The following is a 21,493-nucleotide window of genomic DNA, read 5'->3' as shown; positions in this document are numbered from 1 at the left end:
CTGGCAGACACTATTGCATAATATTTGCATAGCCCCAGATGAGTTAACCTGTTGCGGGTTAGCGGCCCTCTTACGCAGTATTTTGGGCAGATCTGAAGAGCAAAAACGAGCAATTTATGGAAAACCGATCCGAGTTGGTGCAATGACCCGAGACAGTCAACTAAAAATCAGTTATGGCCAGGCTTTTATTGCGCCGGACAGAAGTTCTATACGCTCTACCATGTCCATCAGAATTCCTGAAGGGTCTGGTTTGGCCGCTAAGGGCATTTCTGCTGTTGTCGCTGACTCTACCTGGCGTAATGTCATTGCGAAGCAGGCAGCGGAGACCTGTGTGCGGGGGTTTTTGGCAGATTACTATGCCACGCCCGACAACTGGGATGTGAAAACCTCAGCGACGAAGGTACTGAGTGCCCTGAACGGCTGGTTGTTCAGCCAGGGTAAAAATGTCACTAACGGTAATTACATCAGCTCCTTCAGTGGCGTGGTGCTGAAAGGCCGTCATGGTCATCTTTTTCACATGGGCGATACGCTGGTTTATCGCCTGCGCGGTGGTGAGTTTGAACAGCTTAACCGTGAACATACCAACTTTATCGGCGGCTATCGTTATCCTTCCCGTGCGCTGGGGCTTGATCCCAGTGTGGATATTGATTACCACCAGTTCTCGATTAAGCAGGGTGATATCCTGCTGTTCACCACTCAGGCCAGCAAAGGCACTCTGGTGGCGTCTGATTATGTGCAGCAGATTCGCCATAATGCATCTGACCTGAATGAAGCCTGTGATCAGCTCCTGAATGTTGCTATGGAGAAAGCCAGCGCCCGGGGTTACAGCAGTACGCATTTTTGTTTTCAGTTGGTGCGTATCGATATGTTACCGGAGGAATCCGGTGACACCATCGGTGAAGCTTTTGGTGCGCTTCCTGTCCCCCGTGAGCTTAATGTGGGTGATGATCTGGATGGCTATCGGGTGATGGAAGTGCTCAACAAGAGCAATATGAGCTGCATCTATCGGGTTGAAGATAAACATACCGGCCGTGTGATGGTATTAAAGGCACCCTCGCCGCAGCTTGAGAGTCGCAAAGATTTCCTCCGGCAATTTATCATGCAGCAATGGGTGGTAGAGCGCGTAAACTCGCCTTATGTTGCCAAGATTGTCGATGCTTCACGACCACGCAATTACCTCTATTATCTGCGGGAATATGTCGATGGTCGTACGCTTACAGACTGGATGGCCCAGAATCCGCATGCTGAACTACGTCGACTTATTGATCTGATCGAGCAGATGGTGAAGGCGATTCGCGCTTTGCATCGCCGGGATATTCTCTGCCAGGGTCTCCACCCGGATAACATCCTTGTGGATCAGCAGGGTATGATCAAACTGATCGACTTTGCTTCCTGTGCGGTGCCGGGAACAGATGATCTGCCCTCGCCCTTGTCGATTCTGCGGATGGTGGGTTTAACACCCTATAGTGCTCCGGAGTATCGTCTGAACCGTGAGCCGGGGCCGAATGCGGATCAGTTCTCACTGGCAGTGATCGCCTACTGGATGCTGACCGGCCAGCAACCTTATGCGGATCAGATGGATAATTTCCATAGTCGGGCGGATTTTTCCCGTTTGGAATACCTGCCCAGTTATCAGTTCAATCCTATGGTGCCTGTCTGGTTAGATGGGGCTTTGCGTCGTGCGTTGCAGCCGAATCCTGAGTTGCGTTATCGGCGCTTGTCCGAATTTATCTACGATCTGAAAAAGCCCAATCCTCACTACATGAAAGAGGGAAGCATTCCCTTGGCCGAGCGTAATCCGCTGATGTTCTGGAAAGGCTTATCAGGTATCCTGCTACTTTTACTAATTGGCAGCATGGTTTTTTAGACAGGCGGTTGATCTTATTCAGATAGCCGTGCAGACCCGCCGACAGCTAAACAGAGTATTAATACAAAAGGAGTCGTTTCGGCTCCTTTTTAGTTAGGGCACTCAGCCTGATTCAGAATGATCCTTTAGAGAAATGAGTTAAGTAATGACCGAACGAGCACAACCGGATAACTCTCCACAGGCCCCCTCACAGAACCCTTCTCGTCAGAACAGCAATAAAGACCCGCTGCATGGCGTTAAATTAGAGCAGATTCTAAAGGAACTGGTGGCTGAATATGACTGGTCAGGGCTGCATCAGAAAATTGCCGTCAACTGTTTCAAGTCTGACCCGAGCATCAAATCCAGTCTTAAGTTCCTGCGCAAAACGCCATGGGCACGGCAAAAGGTTGAGAGCTTGTATCTGAGGATGAAAGGCTTCTCCACCGCCAAGCGTGCAACCAAAACGGAGGCGCAGCTGGTTGCTGAAGTGAAAAAAAGTATTCGTCAGAATATAGACAGTGCTGGTGCTAAAAGCGCTACGGCTGGAATCTGGGCGGCTGCCCGTAAAAATCTGGCGGATAAAGACTAATGAGGATTGGAGTGACCCTAGTCTAGGTCATCTGAAGAGAAGTGAGGCATCCTGCCTCGCCGTCATCCGTTACGGCTATTCCATACAAGCTTTCCTGAAACGAAACTGGCTAAACCCTGAGAGCCTCTGCATCGGCTCTTAGGTTGAAGAGGACCTGTTTCTCTTCAACCTGATCACACTTTACCCCGTTGCTGTGACAGTCTTATGACAGCTTACGCCGGTTTAAACTCGGCTTGTGCGAAACGTTTTGGTGTCAGGGGCAGATGTACCAGAGCGGCCAGTAAACCAAGACCCGCGCTCAGGCTCAGGGCGATGCTGTAGTCGCCATACCATTCAAATAACAAACCGCCCCACCAGCTACCGAAGAAGGCTCCAACCTGATGGCTGAACATCACGATACCAAACAAAGAAGCCAGATTTTTGGTGCCAAACAGGTGTGCTACACAGCCACTGGTCAGAGGGACTGTCGAGAGCCAAAGCATCCCCATGACGATGGAAAAGGCATAAAACACCTCGTAGGTCGGTGGCAAAATCATCAGCATGATAATCAGCAGGGTTCTCAGGCCGTAGATAAGTGTCAGTAGGTAGGGTTTGTGCCAGCGATCACCTGCCCAGCCAACGGTGACGGCCCCGATTACATTGATCAGGCCAATCAGAGCGATAGAGTTTGAGGCAACGCTGGAAGGCAATCCGCAGAAATTTACAAAACCCGCCATATGCACCGTGATAAAGGCAACGTGGAAACCGCAGACAAAGAAGCCAATATTCAGCAGTTGGTATTCCGGCACCCTGATCGCTTTACCAATCGCCTGCCAGTCAAAAAGCCGGGTTGGTGAGCTGATCTGGGCCTCCCGCCTTTCTTCCCTGAGCTGTTTGCTCTCGGCCAGTAACCAGGCCAGTGCAAAGACTACCAGAGTAGAGCCGGCAAACCACATGAAGGTATCGGACCAGCCGATGACCGGGCTGATTTTTCCGAGAATAAAAGCATAACCAAACTGTCCCAGAGAGCCCCCCGCACTGGCAATACCAAGAGCCAGGGTGCGTTTACGGGCAGGGAATTTCTGACCCACAGCGGCGAGAACAATCGGAAAAGTTGTGGCTCCAACACCAATACCCACCAGCAGGGCATTACCGATAAAGAACAGGGTATTGTCCTGTGCAATAGCCGCCAGGACCATGCCCAATCCATAAAGCACCGCACCGATCAGCAGGACACGGACAGTGCCGAATCGTTCTGCCAACAAACCCGCAACGGGTGACACCGCCCCCCAAAGTAGATTCTGTACCGCAAAGCCAAAGGCGAGGTCTGCCTGACTGATGCTGATATCGCGATTGATATCCGGAATCAGAAGACCAGTGGAAAGGCGAACGCCCATGTTGTAAGCCAGAATAACGCCAGCGGCGAGAACAACCCACCAGGGGTTAATACGTGCGGTGTTCATATTTGAGTCCCTATTCAGCAATCCCCCCTTAGATGAGGATCGAATATGTTCCTTCAAAATGGTTATTAAGTGAAATGAGTTTTGTGAATAAAGGTTATTCGTAGGGGAAGGACTGTGGAGAGAGCATAGAAAAGTGTAAGGGGTCATAAACGAAAAAGCCCCGATGAATTCATCGGGGCTTTTTCTTGCCGGTGCTAAAGCGGGTATCTAATGATATTACGCTTTAAATTCCGGCAGTTTCTTTTCAGCCAGCTGATGGCTCAGACGAACATAAGTCGGCAGACCGGTTTTCTCGTCGTAAGGCAGTTCTGCTTCACCACGGATCAGAGGTTCCAGATATTCACGGCACGCTTCGGTGATACCAAAACCGTCTTCAGTGATAAAGTCGCGTGGCATGAATTTCTCAACGTTTGCTACTTTATCCAGAGGCGCTTCTTCAATCACCCACTCAAACGGCGCGTTGCTCTTACGGATGATCGCTGGCATGACGGCATTCTTGCCTTCAACCGCCATCTCAACCGCGGCCTGACCTACGGCGTAAGCCTGCTCAACGTCCGTTTTGGAAGAGATGTGACGTGCGGCGCGCTGCAGGTAGTCCGCAACCGCCCAGTGGTATTTGTAACCCAGATCTTCACGCACCATGTTTGCCAGAGTCGGAGCGACACCGCCCAGCTGAGTGTGGCCGAAGGCATCTTTCGTACCGGCATCTGCGATGAAGGTTCCGTCTTCGTAGTGAGCACCTTCAGACACGACGATGACACAGTAGCCGTTGTCTTTAACGCTCTGATCGACTTTCTTCATGAAGGCTTCACGGTCGAAAGCGATCTCAGGGAAGATGATGATATGTGGCGGCTGACCTTCAGCCTGCTGTGCCAGACCACCGGCTGCAGCGATCCAGCCTGCGTGACGGCCCATCACCTCAAGGATAAATACCTTGGTAGAGGTTTCGCACATAGACTGAATATCCAGACCTGCTTCCATCGTGGACAGCGCGATGTACTTAGCCACAGAACCAAAACCCGGGCAGGTATCGGTGATTGGCAGATCGTTGTCTACAGTCTTAGGAACGTGGATCGCTTTGATCGGGTAACCCAGCTTCTCAGAGATCTGAGACACTTTCAGACAGGTGTCTGCAGAGTCGTTACCGCCATTGTAGAAGAAGTAGCCGATATCGTGGGCTTTGAATACTTCAATCAGACGCTCGTACTGCTCGCGGTGTGTCTCGATATCTTTCAGCTTGTAACGGCAGGAACCGAAAGCACCGCCTGGAGTATGACGCAGAGCGGCAACGTCCTGTTCAGAGATCGCATTTGTATCGATCAGCTCTTCAACCAGCGCACCAATGATGCCGTTCTGACCTGCATATACGGTACCGATTTTGTCGCTGTGTTTACGTGCGGTTTCGATCACACCACAGGCACTGGCATTGATAACTGAAGTCACGCCACCTGACTGGGCATAAAACGCGTTTTGCTTGCTCATCTCTGAACTGGCTCCTGAGAGTCGTTGAGGTCTATAAATATGTGGCCTAAGCGAATGAGATTTTATTCTCAAACGAAACTTTTTCGGCCCCGAAAAATGTCGGCAATACTACTCGAAATTGCCCGCTTTTGCATGACTGGAGACCGCTTTTTTCATGCTTTATTAGCATCGGCTCTGTAACCATCTGTTTTACGGTTGGTATTCTGTCACTCAAACGGATTTATCCGATGCCTGTGTTTGGGGGAAAAGCCTTCTCATGCTAATCTTCTGGCATTTTTTTCAGGCTCGCGCCGGATGCCTTATTGCAATCGCTGCGTGATCAAAATGCTTTAGGGAGTTTTTATGCATCTGCATATTCTGGGTATCTGCGGAACCTTTATGGGCAGTCTGGCGATTCTGGCCCGTGAGTTGGGCTATAAGGTCACAGGTTCCGATGCTAACGTCTATCCGCCGATGAGCACTCAGCTGGAAGAGCAGGGCATAGCGATCACGCAAGGTTTTGATCCTGAACAGCTGGATCCGGCACCGGATCTGGTGATTGTTGGTAATGCTATGAGCCGGGGCAATCCGGCGGTTGAGCATGTTATGAACAAGGGTATCCCTTATACCTCCGGTCCTCAGTGGTTGTCTGAGCATGTGCTGAAAGATAAGTGGGTGATGGCAGTGTCCGGTACCCATGGCAAAACCACCACCACCAGTATGCTGGCGCAGATATTAGACTATGCCAAAATGGCACCGGGTTTTCTGGTGGGTGGTGTGCCGGAAAACTTCGGTATCTCGGCCCGTTTGGGTGAAACTCCTTTCTTTGTTATCGAAGCGGATGAATACGACTCGGCCTTTTTCGATAAGCGTTCCAAGTTTGTGCACTATCACCCACGCACCCTGATTATGAATAATCTGGAGTTTGACCACGCGGATATCTTCCCGGATCTGGCAGCGATCCAGCGTCAGTTCCACCATCTGATCCGCACCGTGCCTTCTGAAGGTCTGGTTGTGTATTCAGATTGTGAGCCACTTAAAGGTGTTCTGGAGCAAGGGTGTTGGACTCCGGCGCAACCCATCAGGCCTTCAGGCAGTAAGAGTGCTGGCTGGTCAACCCGTATGCTGCGTGAAGATGGCAGTCGCTTTAAGGTTTTGTTGGACGGTGAAGACGTGGCGGAAGTGAACTGGTCGCTATCTGGTCAGCACAATGTGGCCAATGCCGTAGCCGCAATTGCAGCTGCCCGCCATGTGGGTGTGACACCAGAGATTGCGGCTCAGGGGCTGGCGGAATTCCGCAATGTGAAGCGACGTATGGAGCTGCGTGGCGAAGTGGATGGGGTTAAGGTTTATGACGACTTTGCCCATCACCCGACAGCGATTAATACCACGCTGGAAGGGGCTAAAGCCCAGCTGGCGCTGGATCCGCATCTGCAGGAAGGTGAAGGTCGTATCCTTGCGGTTATCGAACCTCGCTCCAATACCATGCGCTTGGGCACTCTGCAGTCTCAGCTGATCGATTGTACACAACATGCGGATGAAGCCTTTTGGTATCAGCCTCCGGGCTTAGATTGGAATCTGGGGTCGGTTGTTGCCAATTCTCCGGTTCCGTCAGAACTGGTTGGCGATCTGGAGCATCTGATTGTCCGCCTGGTTGAAGTAAGTCGCCCCGGTGATCGTATCGTTGTCATGAGTAATGGCGGTTTTGGCGGGATTCATCAGAAGCTGCTGGATGCTTTGGCCACCAAGTCCTGAGGCTCACTTAGTCTGAGCACGCCTTGCCTGAACACAGGAAATAGCTCAACCCGTCAGTATGGCTTCGACTAAGGTTCATTATCCACGGATGCACTGAGTCACGATGACTCCCGTAAGAGGGTTGTCGTGCACTCGGGGCTGCTTTTGCCGTTGATGTTATTCTTGTCTTTCCGCTTTGCCGGATATAACGACAGTTATAGCCTTGCGGTAATCGTAGCCCCGTTTATTTTGGTAATCCCTGCTACTGTTTACTTTGTTCCTTCTATTCAAGAGTCCTATATGAGTCATCCCGAACAGCCTTCTACTGATTCCGCCGTGTGCCCCTCTGCAGCATTAAGCGCCGATAAGCGCGTGACGGTTGCCCTGACCGGAGCGTCCGGTGCACAGTACGGCATCCGCCTGATCGAGTGTCTGGTGGCGCTGGGTTGTGAAGTTTCTGTGATGGTGTCAAAGGCGGCTCAGGTCGTGATTGCGACTGAGACCGAAGAGCGTTTCCTGTCTGCCAGCGATAAGTTACAGGCTTATCTGGTGGAGCGTTTTAAGGCCGAAGCCTGGCAGATTAAGGTTTATGGCCGTGAGAACTGGATGGCTCCGGTAGCTTCCGGTTCCGGTGCGCCTCACAAAATGGTGATTTGCCCTTGTTCAACAGGCACGTTGTCTGCCATTGCCACGGCAGCCAGTAATAACCTGATCGAACGGGCGGCTGATGTCGCGTTAAAAGAGCGTCGTCAGCTGATTCTGGTGCATCGGGAGGCGCCTTATCATGAGGTGCATTTGCAGCACATGCTGACGCTGACCCGGATGGGGGCTCTGGTGATGCCGGCAAGTCCTGGCTTTTATCACAACCCGCAAAGCATTGAGGATATGGTGGACTTTATTGTTGCCCGTATTCTGGATCAGCTGGGTTTTGAACAGAAACTGATGCCTAAGTGGGGCGAGTAGCCCCGGTCTCTACAGCACGTTCAAAATCTTCTCAGGAAACAAGGATGTTTATGTATCGACTTTCAGCCATCTTACTGACACTTCTGATGCTGTCCGGTTGCGTAGGCTATATCGGTGGTGATCTGGAAAATATTGAAACGGAACATTCTGTTTCCTACTGCTGGAGTGAACCTAAGCGTTACCAGCTAAGAGTGCACACGGATGCTCCCTACGATTACGCCAGTGAAAACCCTTCCGGTTATATCGCTTCCTGGACGCTGGGAATCATTCCGACCTATTGGCTCGACTTTGAAGAAAGCCGGGTTGAAATTCTGGATACAGGTGCCGACTCGAAACCGGTTTATCAGCGAGAAGATCGCAGCCGAATCCACAAATTCTATGGCATTTTGTGGATGTTGATCCTGCCCGATACAGAAGATGCTATAGCATCGGATGAAGGTGCCGGTATGCGGGTGCCGGAAGGGATCAGAAGAAGGGCTATCGATAAAACGCTGAATCAATTACCGGAAGGAATCGACAGAGATCTGCTTTGTGTGCAGTCTGCTGAGGATTCCTGAATCCCCTGATCTGGTCGTATGCTGTTCTGGCGTTTGGTATCAGGCTTTCTTTTTGCTCAGGGTTTCATTAACCGCCGCCGCAATAATCAGGCTGCCGCCGATCAGAGTCATGGTTTCTGCCTGTTCGCCCAAAATAAGGAAGGCCAGTAGTGCCCCATAAACGGGCTGCAGGCAGGAGATCAGGCTGATACTGGCGGCTTTCAGATAGCGCAGGCTGTTGGCCAGAAGCGTATGAGGCGCTGCGGTAAAGACTGTCGCCAGCAGGAAAAGCTGGAACCATTGTTCGCTAGGGAGGGTAAAGAGTTTCCCGGAGACGAAAGGCAGCAGCATCAGTGCAACCAATAGTGACTGCCAACCCATGGTTAGCAGGGGGCTGTACCGGCTGTAGTACTTCTTCATAAAGAGATTGCGCAGGGTAAACAGAAACGCTGAAATCACACCCCAGAAAACCCCCAAAGCGATCGGATCATCGGGGTTCAGCGAGGGTGTCATCAGGGTAATGCCGCCAACCACCAGCAGTGCTGCGAACAGATCTTTGCCTTTGAGGCGCACCCGGTCAAAGACAGGTTCCAGAAGTACGGTCATTACCGGAAAGGTAAACAAAGCCAGAATTCCGACCGTGACTCCGGCAATCTGCATGGCGTGGAAGTAGGTTACCCAATGTAGCCCCATCACGACTGATAACCCGAGAATGCCGATGTTCAGTTGTATCTGCTCGAAGCCAAGAGGTTTGCCTCTGAGTTTTAACCAGCCCAGCAAAAGAACGCCTGCGATCAGGCAGCGCCAGGCTGTCATATCCAGGGCATTAAGATTCAGAGTCTGGGAGAATAGTGCCGTACCGCCAAACAGAAGCAGTCCGCTGTGAAGGCTCAGCAGTCCCTTCAGGTGATCAGAGTGCACTGCGGTTGTCCGGTACCGAGTTTCCTAGTGCCCTTTCAAGAAATTGCTGGGAATCCTCGCTGGCTTGTAAGGTCGCTGGGTTGAGACCTAAATCCTGGGTGATGAGTGACAGTTCTATATGTTCTGCAACCTGCTGAACCAAGCGTTCCTGAAGTACGATGCAGCCATTGATTGATGTGTTCGGCAGTAGAAGCAAGAAGCTGTTACCACTCATGCGGTAGATCTCATCACCGCTACGGCTGACATCTTTCATTGTCTTATAGATCTTCAGTAGCAGGTTACGGGTTTTGTATTCTCCATGCCGGAGCGTGAAGTCTTCGAAGTTGTAAATAGTGAAGAGAAGAGTTGATAGTGGTCGACGGGTCTCTTTGGCCCTGGCAACCTCTGCCAACAGGCGTTTACTTAATTGGTTAGCTGAAAATGCACTGGTCAGGCTGTCTTTACCACTCAGGCGCTCGAGTGTCCGAGTCTGACTTTCTTGCGTATAGGCGAAGATAAAACTGATTCCGGAGAAAAGGCTGAGGTTGATTGCTAAGTCAACCAAAATTAAAGGGTTGATTTCTTCAACAGCAAAAATGACAAATAGCGAAAAGAATACCAGCAGGCTGATAGAGGCCTGGCGGACTGGCAGAATAAAATAGGTCAGCACAGGAATCATATAGAGCCACTGACGATACAGGGGGTCAAACAGCGGGCCACTGTTCAAAACTGTTAATCCCAGAATTGTTAGCAGAGGATATGGGGTCAGATCACGACTGTCTTTACTCTGAAAGAAACGAATCAATGCCAGCACCAGAACAAAGGGGCTCGATAGTGCCGGCCATAGGATCTGACTATAATGCCCAAGCATGTAGTGATACCAGGCGATAACGGCTAATGCGATTGCCAGCGACAGATAAAGTCCAGAGGTAATATTGTCACGCATTTTGGAAAGGTTCTGGCCCAGATCAATCATGGAATTCCTGCTCATTCTGGATATCAATAAAGTCACTTTTCAGGTAAAGAGGGGCGTTTACATCCTGTTGTGAGGCAAAAGCGATAGCGGCGGCTGCCTTATCCAGGAGTTCATCTTCTGTTTCATGTTCTCCAGGTACAACTGCTGCCAAGTGCATTCGGTCATTAAAATTATTGTAGTACTGGTAGCAGATACTCAGGCTGTCTCTGAATGAACCGGAGGGGGTTAGTGCAACCAGATAGTCGTCCACTCTGTACAGGCGGTCAAAAGGACGAAGGTCTTCACTGATTACGTCTGAGGTCTTTCTCAGCGTGAGTTCAGAATGCTCGGTCCGCCCTTTGAAGCAAAGAAGAGCAAGGCTTGTGTTTTCGCGGTCAGCGCGTGCAAGCTCCCTTGGCAGGTCGTCCATCAGTTGTTGGGTGTTGTAGGCTGTGCTTTCCGCATCCAGACTGACAACCTGCTGCAGCCGCAGTTGTTTTTCGCGATTCGTAAAGATCAGGATGCAGGCGATCGAGGTTGCTGACCAGAAAAGATAGAGTACCTGAAGTCGTTCAATCCCCTCCAGCTGAACGGTCGTGGACAGGTTGAAAAACAGTGCGTATCCCAACGTTAAAGAAAGTGCTGTCCTGAATGGCAGAAGGCTGAACAGATACAGTGGCAGGATATAGGCCCAATGCGCTGTCAGTATGACCGGAACCCAAAAGCCGGCAATTGTCAGAGTGGCGACGACAGCCATAATCAGTAGCGGTAATAATCTTGATGGCTTTTGTGTGAACCAGAAGTTATAGATGCCTGTCGTCATTAAGGTCGCGCTGACCAGCATCAGAGTCTGGCCGGCTTCCGGTAGTTGGTTCAGGTACTGAGTCCATCCCAGCAGCAGAGTGAATACCCCAGCCAGAATAAAATAAACAGCATTCAGGCGTGCTTTGTACTTGGTGTCCATTCGCGTATAGTTGCCTGTTCGGGAAAATGATTACAACGAATTATAACGGTTAAAGTCCTTAAAGGTAGGGGCGTTCCGGATATATTTCTTGTTCAGATTTAAGCGTTTAGACCTTCTGTTATTTCACTGAGCTTCTGTTACCCGCAGAGCGCTATACACGGAAGGTACAGTCAAACGACTATTCCGATAGAATGGCTTGGATTTCGGCCATTTAATGGTATGCCGGCGCCGAGTGAATCATTTTCTGAGCAGATAACGCTTGTTTATTTGTTTCAGGGTGATGACCTTTGCCGGATAACAACGTGTGTACACTTTGGAGCAGAGCCTCAAAGTGGGAAACACCAGGCATGGCAGAAAGTATCTGCCTGCGAATAACGAGAGCATCAGGGTTTACACCATGAATATCAAAGAGTACATGCAGGAGATGGGACAGAATGCCCGTCTTGCGTCTCGCGCAATTGCGAAAGCAGATACCGGTCTGAAGAATAAGGCAATTATGGCCACCGCAGATGCCCTGAATGCGGCCCGACCGGCACTGGCAGCAGCGAATGAAAAAGATCTGGAAAATGGTCGTAACAACGGTCTGGACAGTGCGTTACTGGATCGTCTGGCGCTGACGCCGAAAGTGATCGACACCATGATTGAAGGCCTGCGTCAGGTCGCGGCGTTGCCGGATCCTGTCGGTGAAATTACCGATATGAATTACCGTCCAAGCGGAATTCAGCTGGGTAAGATGCGTGTACCGCTGGGTGTCATCGGCATTATTTACGAATCACGCCCGAACGTAACGGTTGAAGCCGCCAGTCTATGCCTGAAGTCCGGTAATGCTGTGATTCTGCGCGGTGGTTCTGAAGCGATTCATTCCAATCAGGCGATTGCCAAATGCCTGGCTGAAGGTCTTGAAGCTGCAGGTCTGCCAGCAGCGACGGTTCAGGTTGTGGAAACAACGGACCGCGCAGCGGTTGGTGAGCTGATCACCATGCCGGAATTTGTTGATGTGATCGTCCCCCGTGGTGGTAAAGGTCTGATCGAGCGGATCAGTCGCGATGCCTCTGTGCCGGTAATTAAGCACCTTGATGGTATCTGCCATGTTTATATCGATGATCAGGCGGATCTGGAAAAAGCCGTTAAAATTGCGGTAAATGCCAAGACTCATCGTTATGGCACCTGTAATACCATGGAGACCCTGCTGGTTGCTGAATCTGTGGCATCACAGGTGCTTCCTCTGCTGGCTGAAGAATACGCTGCTAAAGGTGTTGAGCTGCGGGGCTGTGAAAAGACCCGTGCTATTCTGACGGATGCGGTTCCTGCGACGGAAGAGGACTGGAGCACGGAATATCTGGCTCCGGTTCTTGCAATCAAAGTGGTGTCATCGATAGATGAAGCGATCGATCATATTAATGATTTTGGCTCTCATCACACCGATGCCATCGTGACTGAGAATTATACCTTGGCGCGCCGTTTCCTGGCGGAGGTGGATTCCAGCTCTGTTATGGTTAATGCTTCGACCCGTTTTGCCGATGGCTTTGAGTATGGTTTAGGTGCTGAAATCGGCATCTCTACTGATAAAATTCATGCTCGTGGTCCTGTTGGGCTGGAAGGTCTGACCTCTCAGAAATACGTTGTCTTTGGTGATGGCCATATCCGGGATTAATGTATCTTCCGGTAAAACTGAAACGGCAGGCTGTTTAGTCTGCCGTTTTTGTTTGTCGCTGCATCGTTGTTAATCGGGGCTTTTCTCGTGGTTTTCTGATTGTTATTGATCGCCCTGTGAGATGTCGTTAGCTTTGAGTGTTTCCCTCTGTTGAATCTTTTTTTATTCAGAAAAAATTATGTCAGATAAATCTAGTGTAGTTGCTGTCATGGGCGGTACCTTTGATCCGGTACATAACGGTCATCTGAGATCAGCGCTTGAGTTAAAGCAGAAGCTGGCGCTCGATGAGGTGCATCTTGTGCCCTGCCATCAGACGACACATCGTCAGCAGCCGGGGCGAACCAGTCAACAGCGATTAGAGATGCTCCAGTTGGCCGTGTCCGGTGAAGAAAGCCTCTGTATTGATGACAGAGAGCTTTGTCGGGATCAGGCCTCCTATTCTGTTCTGACGCTTCAGAGCCTGAGAGACGAGTTGGGTGAAAGCACGGTGATCTGTTGGGTGTTGGGTGTGGATGCTTTTGCTCACTTTACTCGCTGGCATCAGTGGCAGCGTATTTTAGAACTGGCCAATCTGGTGGTCATAACCCGACCGGGTTTTGAGTTGGATCCTCAATCAGAAGAAGCTCGGTTATGGCGGGATTTGAATACGAATCCGGAAATGCTGTCAGCGCATCGTTATGGTCGGATCGTTCCGGTTCGCCTGCCTACGCAACTCGAGATATCGGCAACCTATATCCGTCAACAGCTGGCCGATAACCAATCGGTCCGCTATCTGTTGCCGGAATCGGTCTTGGCTTATATCGAAAAGCACGGGCTTTACAGGACATCTTCTGACTGAATTTTCTGCCACTTTATGTTTGTTATGCTCGATTTAAATGTTCATGTGTTTAATTGTCGGACTTTTTGACGTGAAATGACGAGTTTTTACAGTGAAATGAACATTAAGGCTACAAAGCTGCTCTAAGTTGTAAGACAATTACGCTCTTATTCGATTAATCCTGAATGTGTCTGGTTAATCCTGGAAATCTGAGGTCCTATGCAAACAGAACAACTCAAGCAGCTGGTTATTGACTCGCTGGAAGAGATGAAAGGTAACGAAATTGTTGTACTTGATGTTCAAGGCAACACCAGTGTTACTGATTTTATGATTATCGCCAGCGGTACATCTACCCGCCATGTGGCTTCTCTGGCTAATAATGTTGTGGTGAATGTTAAAGAACAGGGCGTTCGTCCTTTGGGTGTTGAAGGTCAGTCCGGCAGCGAGTGGGTTTTGGTGGATCTGGGGGATATCGTGGTTCACATCATGCAGCCTGCTACCCGTCAGTTCTACGACCTGGAGCGACTGTGGAGTGATCTGCCGGAAGACTCTGTTCAGGAGACGGCTAATCAGGAATCGGCGGAGAGCCATTCTTGAAGATCAAGCTTATTGCAGTGGGCACTAAAATGCCCAAGTGGGTGGAGCAAGGCTACGATGAGTATGCTAAGCGTCTGCCCCGGGAGTTCTCTCTTGAGTTGATTGAGATCGCTCCCGGCAATCGCGGCAAGAACGCTGATATCGAGCGTGCAATCCGCAAAGAAGGTGAGCTGATGCTGTCTAAAATCAGCCCATCCGATCATGTGGTTGCCCTTGAAGTGTTGGGTAAGCCCTGGTCAACGGAGCAACTGGCCAGAGAGGCTGAAGGCTGGCAGATGCTGGGCAGTGATGTTTGTCTTTTGGTGGGTGGCCCGGAAGGGTTAGCTCCGGAATGCAAACAGAGGGCTAATCAGCAGTGGTCATTATCACCTCTGACATTGCCGCATCCTATGGTTAGAATCCTGCTGGCTGAGCAGGTATATCGCGCCTGGAGTGTCATTCAGGGTCACCCGTATCATCGCTAACCCCCTCTTTTTTCAAGAACGGTGACATCCTGATGTCAGAAAAACGCACACTGAAAAACCTCGACCTTGAGTATCGACTCTTCAAGGAAAGGATCTTTGTTGCTTTTGCCATCGTTATCCTTCTTGTGATGGTGCTGATCGCGCGTATGGTCTACCTGCAGGTTTACCAATACGATGTTTACAGTACCAAATCTGATAAAAACCGGATGCACGTCCGGGCGATACCTCCGACCCGTGGTCTGATCTTTGATGGTAAAGGCCGTGTACTGGCTGAAAACCTCCCCAGTTACAACCTTATGTTTGTGAGGGAGCAGGCGGAAGATATTCAAAGCGTGCTGAATTCTCTGGCTGAAATTCTTGAGCTGAATGATGAGCAACGGGAAGAAATGGCCACTCAGGCATACAGCCAGCGGCGTCCTTTCCATTCTGCACTTCTATTAAGCCAGCTGACTGAAGAGCAAATTGCTAAAATTTCGGTTAATCGCTACCGCTTGCCGGGTGTAGAGATTGAAGCTCAGCTGATCCGTCACTATCCCTATGGTCCTATGACGGCCCACGTGTTGGGTTACGTATCCCGCATCAGCGAGCGTGACTTACAAAAAGTTGATCGATCCCAGTATGCGGGTACTTACTATATCGGTAAAAGTGGAATTGAGCGCCAGTACGAAGAAACGTTACATGGCAAAGTGGGCGTTCAAACCGTAGAAACAAATGCCCGGGGGCGGGTATTGAGTGTTCTTGATGAGACTTTACCTCAGCCTGGGCAGTCGTTGAAATTGCACCTAGATGCGGATCTGCAATATGCCGCTATGCGTGCTCTGACGGGGTTTCGGGGAGCAATTGTTGCGATTGAGCCTAAAACCGGCGGTATTCTTGCCATAGTTAGTACGCCCAGCTTTGACCCCAATCTTTTCGTGTCGGGCATTGATAGTAAAACATATCAAGAGCTGATTACGTCACGAGATTTGCCAATGTTTAATCGAAGTATTCGAGGTAATTACCCTCCTGCTTCAACGATTAAGTCCTTCCTAGCTATCGCTGGCCTTGAGGAGGGAGTCATCGATGAAAATCAGACGATTGAGGATCCGGGGTGGTATCAACTACCGAATGATGACCGGTATTATCGAAACTGGAAACGCTCGGGCCATGGTACTGTGAATCTCAGAAGAGCGATTGTCGTCTCCAATGATACCTATTTTTATGACCTTGCTTACAATCTGGGGATTGATCGTATTCATCCATTTATGCAGCGTTTTGGTTTTGGCCTGAATACGTCTCTGGATATGCCTCAGGCTTCCGCAGGCCTGATGCCAAGCCGAGAATGGAAAAAGACAAAACGAAAATCCCCTTGGTTTCCGGGTGAGACATTAAGTGTTGGGATTGGGCAAGGGTACTGGCAGGCAACGCCTCTGCAAATTGCGACGTCCATGGCTGTTTTGGCCAATAAGGGCAAGTGGATTCAGCCGCGAATGGTGAAAAGCATCGGTAATCAGAGCATTCCGATTAAGACTCCAAATGCGCCGGATGATGTGGTTCTTTCCGATGAAAGACACTGGGACATGGTAATTGATGCCATGGTAGCCGTTGTTCACAGCAGCCAGGGAACAGCCCGTAAGCTTGGGCGAAAAATCGATTATATAATGGCGGGAAAAACCGGTACGGCTCAAGTGAAAAGTATCAAGCAGGATGAGGTTTACGATGAAAGCAAGCTGGCTGAGCGCCACCGTGATCACGCGATGTTTGCCGGCTTTGCTCCTGCAGATGATCCTAAAATTGCTTTGGCTGTCATCGTAGAAAATGCCGGTAGCGGTAGTGCAACGGCTGCGCCTATTGCTCAAATGGTCTTCGATGCCTATTTGAAAAAAAGTAATACAACTGAGAATGCAACAATATCGGAGGCAAAAACTCAGTGAGTACACGGGACTTTCTTCATCGGTTGCCTGGTGCTACCCATGCGTTCCAGCGTCCCGCGGGGTGGCTCGAACGAGTGCATATCGACTTCTGGTTGTTAATGATATTTTTTGTACTGATAGGCAGCGGCCTATTTATACTTTATAGCGCTTCTGGTGAGAGTATTCATGATGTGCAGCGGCAGGGTATGCGCTTTCTGGTGGCATTGGGAGGGATGTTTGTTATTGCTCAGATAGAACCCCGGCATCTGCAGCGCTGGTCCCCAGTGTTTTATTTTGGCGGAGCAGTCCTTCTGCTATGTGTCTTGCTGTTTGGTGTCGGAGCGAAAGGTGCTCAGCGATGGATCCAGATTCCAGGGGTTGGCTTCCGTTTTCAGCCTTCTGAGATTATGAAGCTGGCGATGCCGATGATGGTTGCCTGGTTTCTGGCTAACCGGCCATTACCGCCAAGTTGGAAACATTTGTTCATTTCTGCGGTCATTATTGGTGTTCCGGTTCTGATGATTGCCCGTCAGCCTGATTTGGGGACCTCTTTGCTGGTCGCTGCAGCGGCACTTTTTGTTGTTCTGCTTGCAGGGCTGAGTTGGAAGCTGATCGGTGGGTTTATCGCTTTGGGAATCGCGGCTATGCCTGCGCTTTGGTATGTGATGCATGATTACCAGCGACAGAGGGTGCTGACCTTTCTGAATCCTGAGAGCGATCCGCTGGGGTCGGGCTGGAATATTATTCAGTCTAAGACGGCAATTGGTTCCGGTGGCCTGTACGGTAAGGGTTGGCTTGAAGGTACACAGTCGCAGTTGGAGTTCCTTCCGGAACGCCACACGGACTTTATTATTGCGGTGCTAGCCGAAGAGTTTGGCCTGATCGGAGTTTGCCTGATTCTTTTGGTCTATATGGCCATCATTGGGCGTGGGCTTTTTATTGCTCTTAATGCTCAGGATACTTACGGACGTCTTGTGGCCGGCAGTATAACCCTGACGTTCTTTGTTTACGTGTTTGTGAATATCGGTATGGTAAGTGGCCTGCTTCCGGTTGTAGGGGTGCCACTGCCTCTGGTGAGTTTTGGTGGGACGTCCATTGTAACTCTGATGGCGGGTTTTGGCATTCTGATGTCGATACATACCCACCGGAGCCTGGTCAGGAAGTAGCTCCTCGTTGTGATCGGTGGGGATTAATAAATGTTTTTCATGTGCTTGTTTGCTAGAGTGCGGACTCCTGAAAACAAGCCAATTCAGTTTTGGAAATGACATCATGGGATATCTGATGAGTATCAAAGCTACACTTCAGCGCTGGTTAGGGAGTGGTACGGTTGTAACGCTGGCAGTCCTGCCTGTTGGTTGTGCTACTGCCAATACACCGGAGCAACCAGCGCAGACAGAATATGAGCGTAATGTTCTGATTGAGGACTTTGTTACTGAAATGGTGCGTGACCATGGCTTTACTCCATCTCCGCTTAAGTCGGTGCTTGATAAAGCTGAGAAAAAGCAGAGTATCTTGGATGCAATATCTCGTCCGGCAGAAAAAACGCTGGAGTGGAAAGATTACCGCAAGATTTTTATCACCCAAAAGAGAATTGATGGCGGTGTTCGCTTTATGCGTAAACACCGTGCTGTGCTTGAACGCGCGGAGATGGTTTACGGTGTGCCAAAAGAGATCGTAACGGCCATTATCGGTGTTGAAACCTACTATGGACGGATGGCCGGCAATTACCGCGTTGTTGATGCCTTAAGTACTCTGGCTTTTGATTATCCGCCTCGTGCTGAGTTTTTCCGTGGCCAGCTGAAGGAATACTTCATTCTTGCCCGTGAAGAAGGTATTGATCCACTTTCTATTAAAGGTTCCTACGCTGGCGCGATGGGTTATGGTCAGTTTATTCCAAGCAGTTATCGCAACTTTGCTGTTGATTTTGATGGCGATAAAAAGCGCGATATCTGGAATAACCCAACCGATGCGATCGGCAGTGTTGCTAACTACTTTAAAGAGCATGGATGGGAGACTGGTGAACCGGTTGTTGTTCCTGCAACGGTCAAAGGTAATGAGATTAAAGAGTTCCTAAATATCGGTCTGAAACCTGAATCCTCGGTTGACGAGTTGGCGTCGAAGGGCTTTACCCCTTCGAATGGCCGTCGTTACAGTGGCTTAGCAACGGCTATGGAGTTGCAGGGGGCGAGGGGAGCAGAGTACTGGCTAGGTTTAGAAAATTTCTATGTGATCACCCGCTACAACCACAGTAAGCTCTATGCTATGGCTGTTTACCAGCTAAGTCAGGAGATCAAAAAAGCGGATCAGAAGGGATAGGTGGAATAAGACGATGCCAGCGATGTTTTCTGGTACAGCTATGCTGTCTTTGATGAGTGTTATGTCCAGTCAGAAGCCCATCGCTCGCTTCTCCCGCTTTGGTGTAGTGCTTACTTTTTTAGCTTTAATTAGCGGTTGTTCATCCAATTCTTCGGACTCGCGTTATGAGCTTCATCAAGATGCGGCACCAGATGAAGCCTTTGATATGAGTAAGATTAAGGAGCTTTATCCTGTCTATGAGCCACCTAGTCGAGCCGGTAATAAATCACCTTATACTGTTTGGGGTAAAAGTTATTCTGTTATGCCCACCAGTAAGGGTTATAAGGCTGAAGGAATAGCATCTTGGTATGGTAAAAAATTTCATGGATACCACACCTCTAATGGTGAAATCTATGATATGTACCAGCTTTCTGCAGCGCATAAGAGCCTACCGCTTCCTTCTTATGTCCTTGTGACTCATCTGGGTAATGGCAGGCAAGTTTTGGTCCGCGTTAATGATCGAGGCCCTTTTCATGATGGCCGGGTGATTGACCTTTCTTATGCTGCCGCAGCACGCCTCGATATGTTGGGTTCTGGAACGGCCCCTGTTCGTATTGAAGCTATTGACCCTGTCACTTGGAAAGGCGGTATGAACTTGGCCGTCAACCAACTTCAGCCTCCCCTACTTGTTCAGGTGGCTGCTTTGAGTAAGTCTTCTTCAGCACAGCAGCTGGGTTCTCAGCTTGAAAGGGCTACTGGTCACAAGATGACTATTGTCACTGCAACTATAAACGGCCGTTTGTTGCATAAAGTACAGTTGGGCCCAGTAAAATCCCGTTCAGACCTTCAGAGTCTGATTGACCAGTTAGCTAATAATGGTTTTGTTCGTCCTATTATAATTCCTTTCGATCATTGATTTCCGCTATGAACCCTGAAGCTGAATGGTGGTCAAAAACATGTACTGTTTTGCTGCTGGTTAAGCAACTCAGGTGCGATTTTGGTTTGGCATGATATACTTGCTAGTTTTAACAGCTTTACCCATCTTTCGGGTAATGGACACACACGCAGTTTCCTGCTGCATACACAAAGGTTAAGAGTTAGTCATCATGAGGATTTTTCGAAAAATTCGAACTAAGGCCGTGCTCATCTTCTCTATTCTTGGGCTTTTTTTATCGGTGACAGCTCAGGCTGCTTTGATTCCTGCTCCCCCTAAACTAGCTGCAAAATCCTATATTTTAATTGATGCCGATAGTGGTGATGTGTTGGTTGAGCACAATGCCGATAAACAACTCCCTCCGGCCAGCCTGACTAAGATGATGACTGCTTATTTGGTTGAGTCTGAGATTTCAAAAAACAACCTTAGCTCTAATGATAAAGTACGTGTCAGTGTTAAAGCTTGGAAAGCACCCGGATCCCGTATGTTTATCAAGGAGGGTGACTTTGTCACTATCCAGAATTTGCTGAAAGGCATTATTATTCAATCAGGTAATGATGCGAGTATTGCTGTGGCAGAGCATATAGCGGGAAGTGAAGAGGCTTTTGCGGATCTGATGACTCAACATGCTCAAGTTATGGGCATGAAAAATACCCAGTTTATGAATGCAACAGGTCTCCCCATAGAAGGGCATTACTCAACGGCTCATGATTTAGCGATTTTGGCAAGTCATATCATTCAAGACTTTCCGGATCTTTACAGCGTGTATTCCCAGCAGTATTTCACCTATAACGGTATCCGACAGGCAAACCGTAATCGTTTGTTATGGCGTGATAAATCGGTTGATGGCCTGAAAACTGGCCATACGGATGAAGCCGGATACTGCTTGGTTTCATCTGCTAAACGCGGTGACATGCGCTTGATTTCTGTCGTTATGGGAACCAATAGCGAAGAAGCTCGTGCCCGGGAAAGTCAGAAACTGTTGGCATACGGTTTCCGTTACTTTGAAACCCTGAAGCCCTATTCGGCCGGTGATGTATTGAATGAGCCTAAAGTTTGGGGTGGTCAGCAAGTTGATGTGAAGCTGGGGATCCGCGAAGATTTGAATATTACCATTCCAAGAGGTCAGGCTAAGCGTCTGACGGCTAAGCTGAATGTTAATAAAGTGATTAAGGCTCCGGTAAGTGAAGGTCAGGCTATGGGGGTTATCCAGATCAGTCTGGATGATGAGGTTTTGGCTGAACGTCCGCTTGTGGCTCTGGAGTCTGTCGAGCAGGGTGGTTTCTTCAAACGTTTGTGGGACAGTATTGTGCTCTTCTTTATGGGGCTTCTGGACTAGAAATTTACCTATGCAGCCCCTATATCGGTTTTGTATCGGGTTATAGCATTAAAAGATAAAGACCAACTGGATTCGTTGGTTAAAACCAAAGACAATACCGAGTACTTTGGT

The 21,493-nt window shown here is 49.5% G+C and carries 19 protein-coding genes; 14 read left to right on the top strand and 5 right to left on the bottom strand.

Features of this window, described 5'->3' with window-relative positions:
- Positions 1 to 142: 142 nt before the first annotated feature.
- Both AC4GL5_RS06515 and AC4GL5_RS06510 read left to right on the top strand, forming a co-directional pair.
- Positions 143 to 1,867 (top strand): protein kinase domain-containing protein, encoded by a 1,725-nt coding sequence (locus AC4GL5_RS06515; RefSeq protein WP_490381985.1) that lies wholly within the window; start codon positions 143 to 145, stop codon positions 1,865 to 1,867.
- A gap of 145 nt (positions 1,868 to 2,012) precedes the next feature.
- The gene (locus AC4GL5_RS06510) at positions 2,013 to 2,435 is read left to right on the top strand and encodes a VF530 family protein (RefSeq protein WP_490381984.1); all 423 of its coding nucleotides are present in this window, start codon (positions 2,013 to 2,015) and stop codon (positions 2,433 to 2,435) included.
- A 212-nt stretch (positions 2,436 to 2,647) separates the two neighbouring features.
- Here the strand turns inward: AC4GL5_RS06510 and AC4GL5_RS06505 are convergent, their stop codons facing one another.
- Together AC4GL5_RS06505 and AC4GL5_RS06500 are read right to left on the bottom strand one after the other, a co-directional pair.
- A complete protein-coding gene (locus AC4GL5_RS06505) occupies positions 2,648 to 3,877 on the bottom strand; it encodes an MFS transporter (RefSeq protein WP_490381983.1) in 1,230 nt (409 codons plus the stop codon).
- A gap of 216 nt (positions 3,878 to 4,093) precedes the next feature.
- Entirely contained in the window at positions 4,094 to 5,359 is a 1,266-nt protein-coding gene (locus AC4GL5_RS06500; protein ID WP_490381982.1) for a 6-phosphofructokinase, read from the bottom strand.
- A gap of 342 nt (positions 5,360 to 5,701) precedes the next feature.
- Between AC4GL5_RS06500 and mpl the strand changes: the two genes are divergently transcribed.
- The 3 genes from mpl to AC4GL5_RS06485 all read left to right on the top strand — a co-directional run bounded on the left by mpl (position 5,702) and on the right by AC4GL5_RS06485 (position 8,592).
- The gene (gene mpl, locus AC4GL5_RS06495; protein ID WP_490381981.1) at positions 5,702 to 7,093 is read left to right on the top strand and encodes a UDP-N-acetylmuramate:L-alanyl-gamma-D-glutamyl-meso-diaminopimelate ligase; all 1,392 of its coding nucleotides are present in this window, start codon (positions 5,702 to 5,704) and stop codon (positions 7,091 to 7,093) included.
- A gap of 279 nt (positions 7,094 to 7,372) precedes the next feature.
- On the top strand, positions 7,373 to 8,035 hold the full coding sequence (locus AC4GL5_RS06490; protein ID WP_490381980.1) for a flavin prenyltransferase UbiX: 663 nt from the start codon (positions 7,373 to 7,375) through the stop codon (positions 8,033 to 8,035).
- Positions 8,036 to 8,085: 50 nt separating this feature from the next.
- Positions 8,086 to 8,592 (top strand): hypothetical protein, encoded by a 507-nt coding sequence (locus tag AC4GL5_RS06485; RefSeq protein WP_490381979.1) that lies wholly within the window; start codon positions 8,086 to 8,088, stop codon positions 8,590 to 8,592.
- Between the two features lie 39 nt (positions 8,593 to 8,631).
- Here AC4GL5_RS06485 and AC4GL5_RS06480 read toward each other — a convergent pair whose 3' ends face one another.
- The 3 genes from AC4GL5_RS06480 to AC4GL5_RS06470 are packed head-to-tail and all read right to left on the bottom strand — an operon-like array spanning position 8,632 to position 11,390.
- Positions 8,632 to 9,492, bottom strand: coding sequence for a DMT family transporter (locus AC4GL5_RS06480; RefSeq protein WP_490381978.1), 861 nt, complete (start codon positions 9,490 to 9,492; stop codon positions 8,632 to 8,634).
- On the bottom strand, positions 9,482 to 10,447 hold the full coding sequence (locus tag AC4GL5_RS06475) for a GGDEF domain-containing protein (RefSeq protein WP_490381977.1): 966 nt from the start codon (positions 10,445 to 10,447) through the stop codon (positions 9,482 to 9,484). The genes AC4GL5_RS06480 and AC4GL5_RS06475 overlap by 11 nt, the downstream gene beginning before the upstream one ends.
- Positions 10,440 to 11,390, bottom strand: a complete 951-nt coding sequence (locus AC4GL5_RS06470; RefSeq protein ID WP_490381976.1) for a hypothetical protein — start codon at positions 11,388 to 11,390, stop codon at positions 10,440 to 10,442. The genes AC4GL5_RS06475 and AC4GL5_RS06470 overlap by 8 nt, the downstream gene beginning before the upstream one ends.
- A 361-nt stretch (positions 11,391 to 11,751) precedes the next feature.
- Between AC4GL5_RS06470 and AC4GL5_RS06465 the strand changes: the two genes are divergently transcribed.
- From AC4GL5_RS06465 to AC4GL5_RS06425, 9 genes are all read left to right on the top strand, one after another.
- Positions 11,752 to 13,044, top strand: coding sequence for a glutamate-5-semialdehyde dehydrogenase (locus tag AC4GL5_RS06465; protein WP_490382060.1), 1,293 nt, complete (start codon positions 11,752 to 11,754; stop codon positions 13,042 to 13,044).
- Between the two features lie 178 nt (positions 13,045 to 13,222).
- On the top strand, positions 13,223 to 13,882 hold the full coding sequence (gene nadD, locus AC4GL5_RS06460) for a nicotinate-nucleotide adenylyltransferase (RefSeq protein ID WP_490381975.1): 660 nt from the start codon (positions 13,223 to 13,225) through the stop codon (positions 13,880 to 13,882).
- Between the two features lie 198 nt (positions 13,883 to 14,080).
- Positions 14,081 to 14,458: a ribosome silencing factor gene (rsfS, locus tag AC4GL5_RS06455; RefSeq protein WP_490381974.1), complete on the top strand. Its 378-nt coding sequence runs from the start codon at positions 14,081 to 14,083 to the stop codon at positions 14,456 to 14,458.
- Positions 14,455 to 14,922, top strand: a complete 468-nt coding sequence (rlmH, locus tag AC4GL5_RS06450) for a 23S rRNA (pseudouridine(1915)-N(3))-methyltransferase RlmH (protein WP_490381973.1) — start codon at positions 14,455 to 14,457, stop codon at positions 14,920 to 14,922. Before rsfS ends, rlmH begins: the two co-directional genes overlap by 4 nt.
- 32 nt (positions 14,923 to 14,954) lie before the next feature.
- Complete coding sequence (mrdA, locus tag AC4GL5_RS06445) at positions 14,955 to 16,835, top strand: penicillin-binding protein 2 (protein WP_490381972.1); 1,881 nt, start codon at positions 14,955 to 14,957, stop codon at positions 16,833 to 16,835.
- Positions 16,832 to 17,980, top strand: coding sequence for a rod shape-determining protein RodA (gene rodA, locus AC4GL5_RS06440; protein ID WP_490381971.1), 1,149 nt, complete (start codon positions 16,832 to 16,834; stop codon positions 17,978 to 17,980). The genes mrdA and rodA overlap by 4 nt, the downstream gene beginning before the upstream one ends.
- A gap of 115 nt (positions 17,981 to 18,095) precedes the next feature.
- A complete protein-coding gene (gene mltB / locus AC4GL5_RS06435) occupies positions 18,096 to 19,130 on the top strand; it encodes a lytic murein transglycosylase B (RefSeq protein ID WP_490381970.1) in 1,035 nt (344 codons plus the stop codon).
- A gap of 13 nt (positions 19,131 to 19,143) precedes the next feature.
- Positions 19,144 to 20,025 carry a septal ring lytic transglycosylase RlpA family protein gene (locus tag AC4GL5_RS06430; protein ID WP_490381969.1) on the top strand — a complete coding sequence of 294 codons (882 nt, stop codon included), beginning with the start codon at positions 19,144 to 19,146 and terminating at the stop codon, positions 20,023 to 20,025.
- Between the two features lie 190 nt (positions 20,026 to 20,215).
- A complete protein-coding gene (locus AC4GL5_RS06425) occupies positions 20,216 to 21,382 on the top strand; it encodes a D-alanyl-D-alanine carboxypeptidase family protein (RefSeq protein WP_490381968.1) in 1,167 nt (388 codons plus the stop codon).
- Positions 21,383 to 21,493 lie beyond the last annotated feature (111 nt).

The organism is Oceanospirillum sp., from assembly GCF_982874595.1.
Note: the sequence above shows the minus strand (reverse complement) of the source record. Positions and strands in the feature narration are given on the sequence as shown.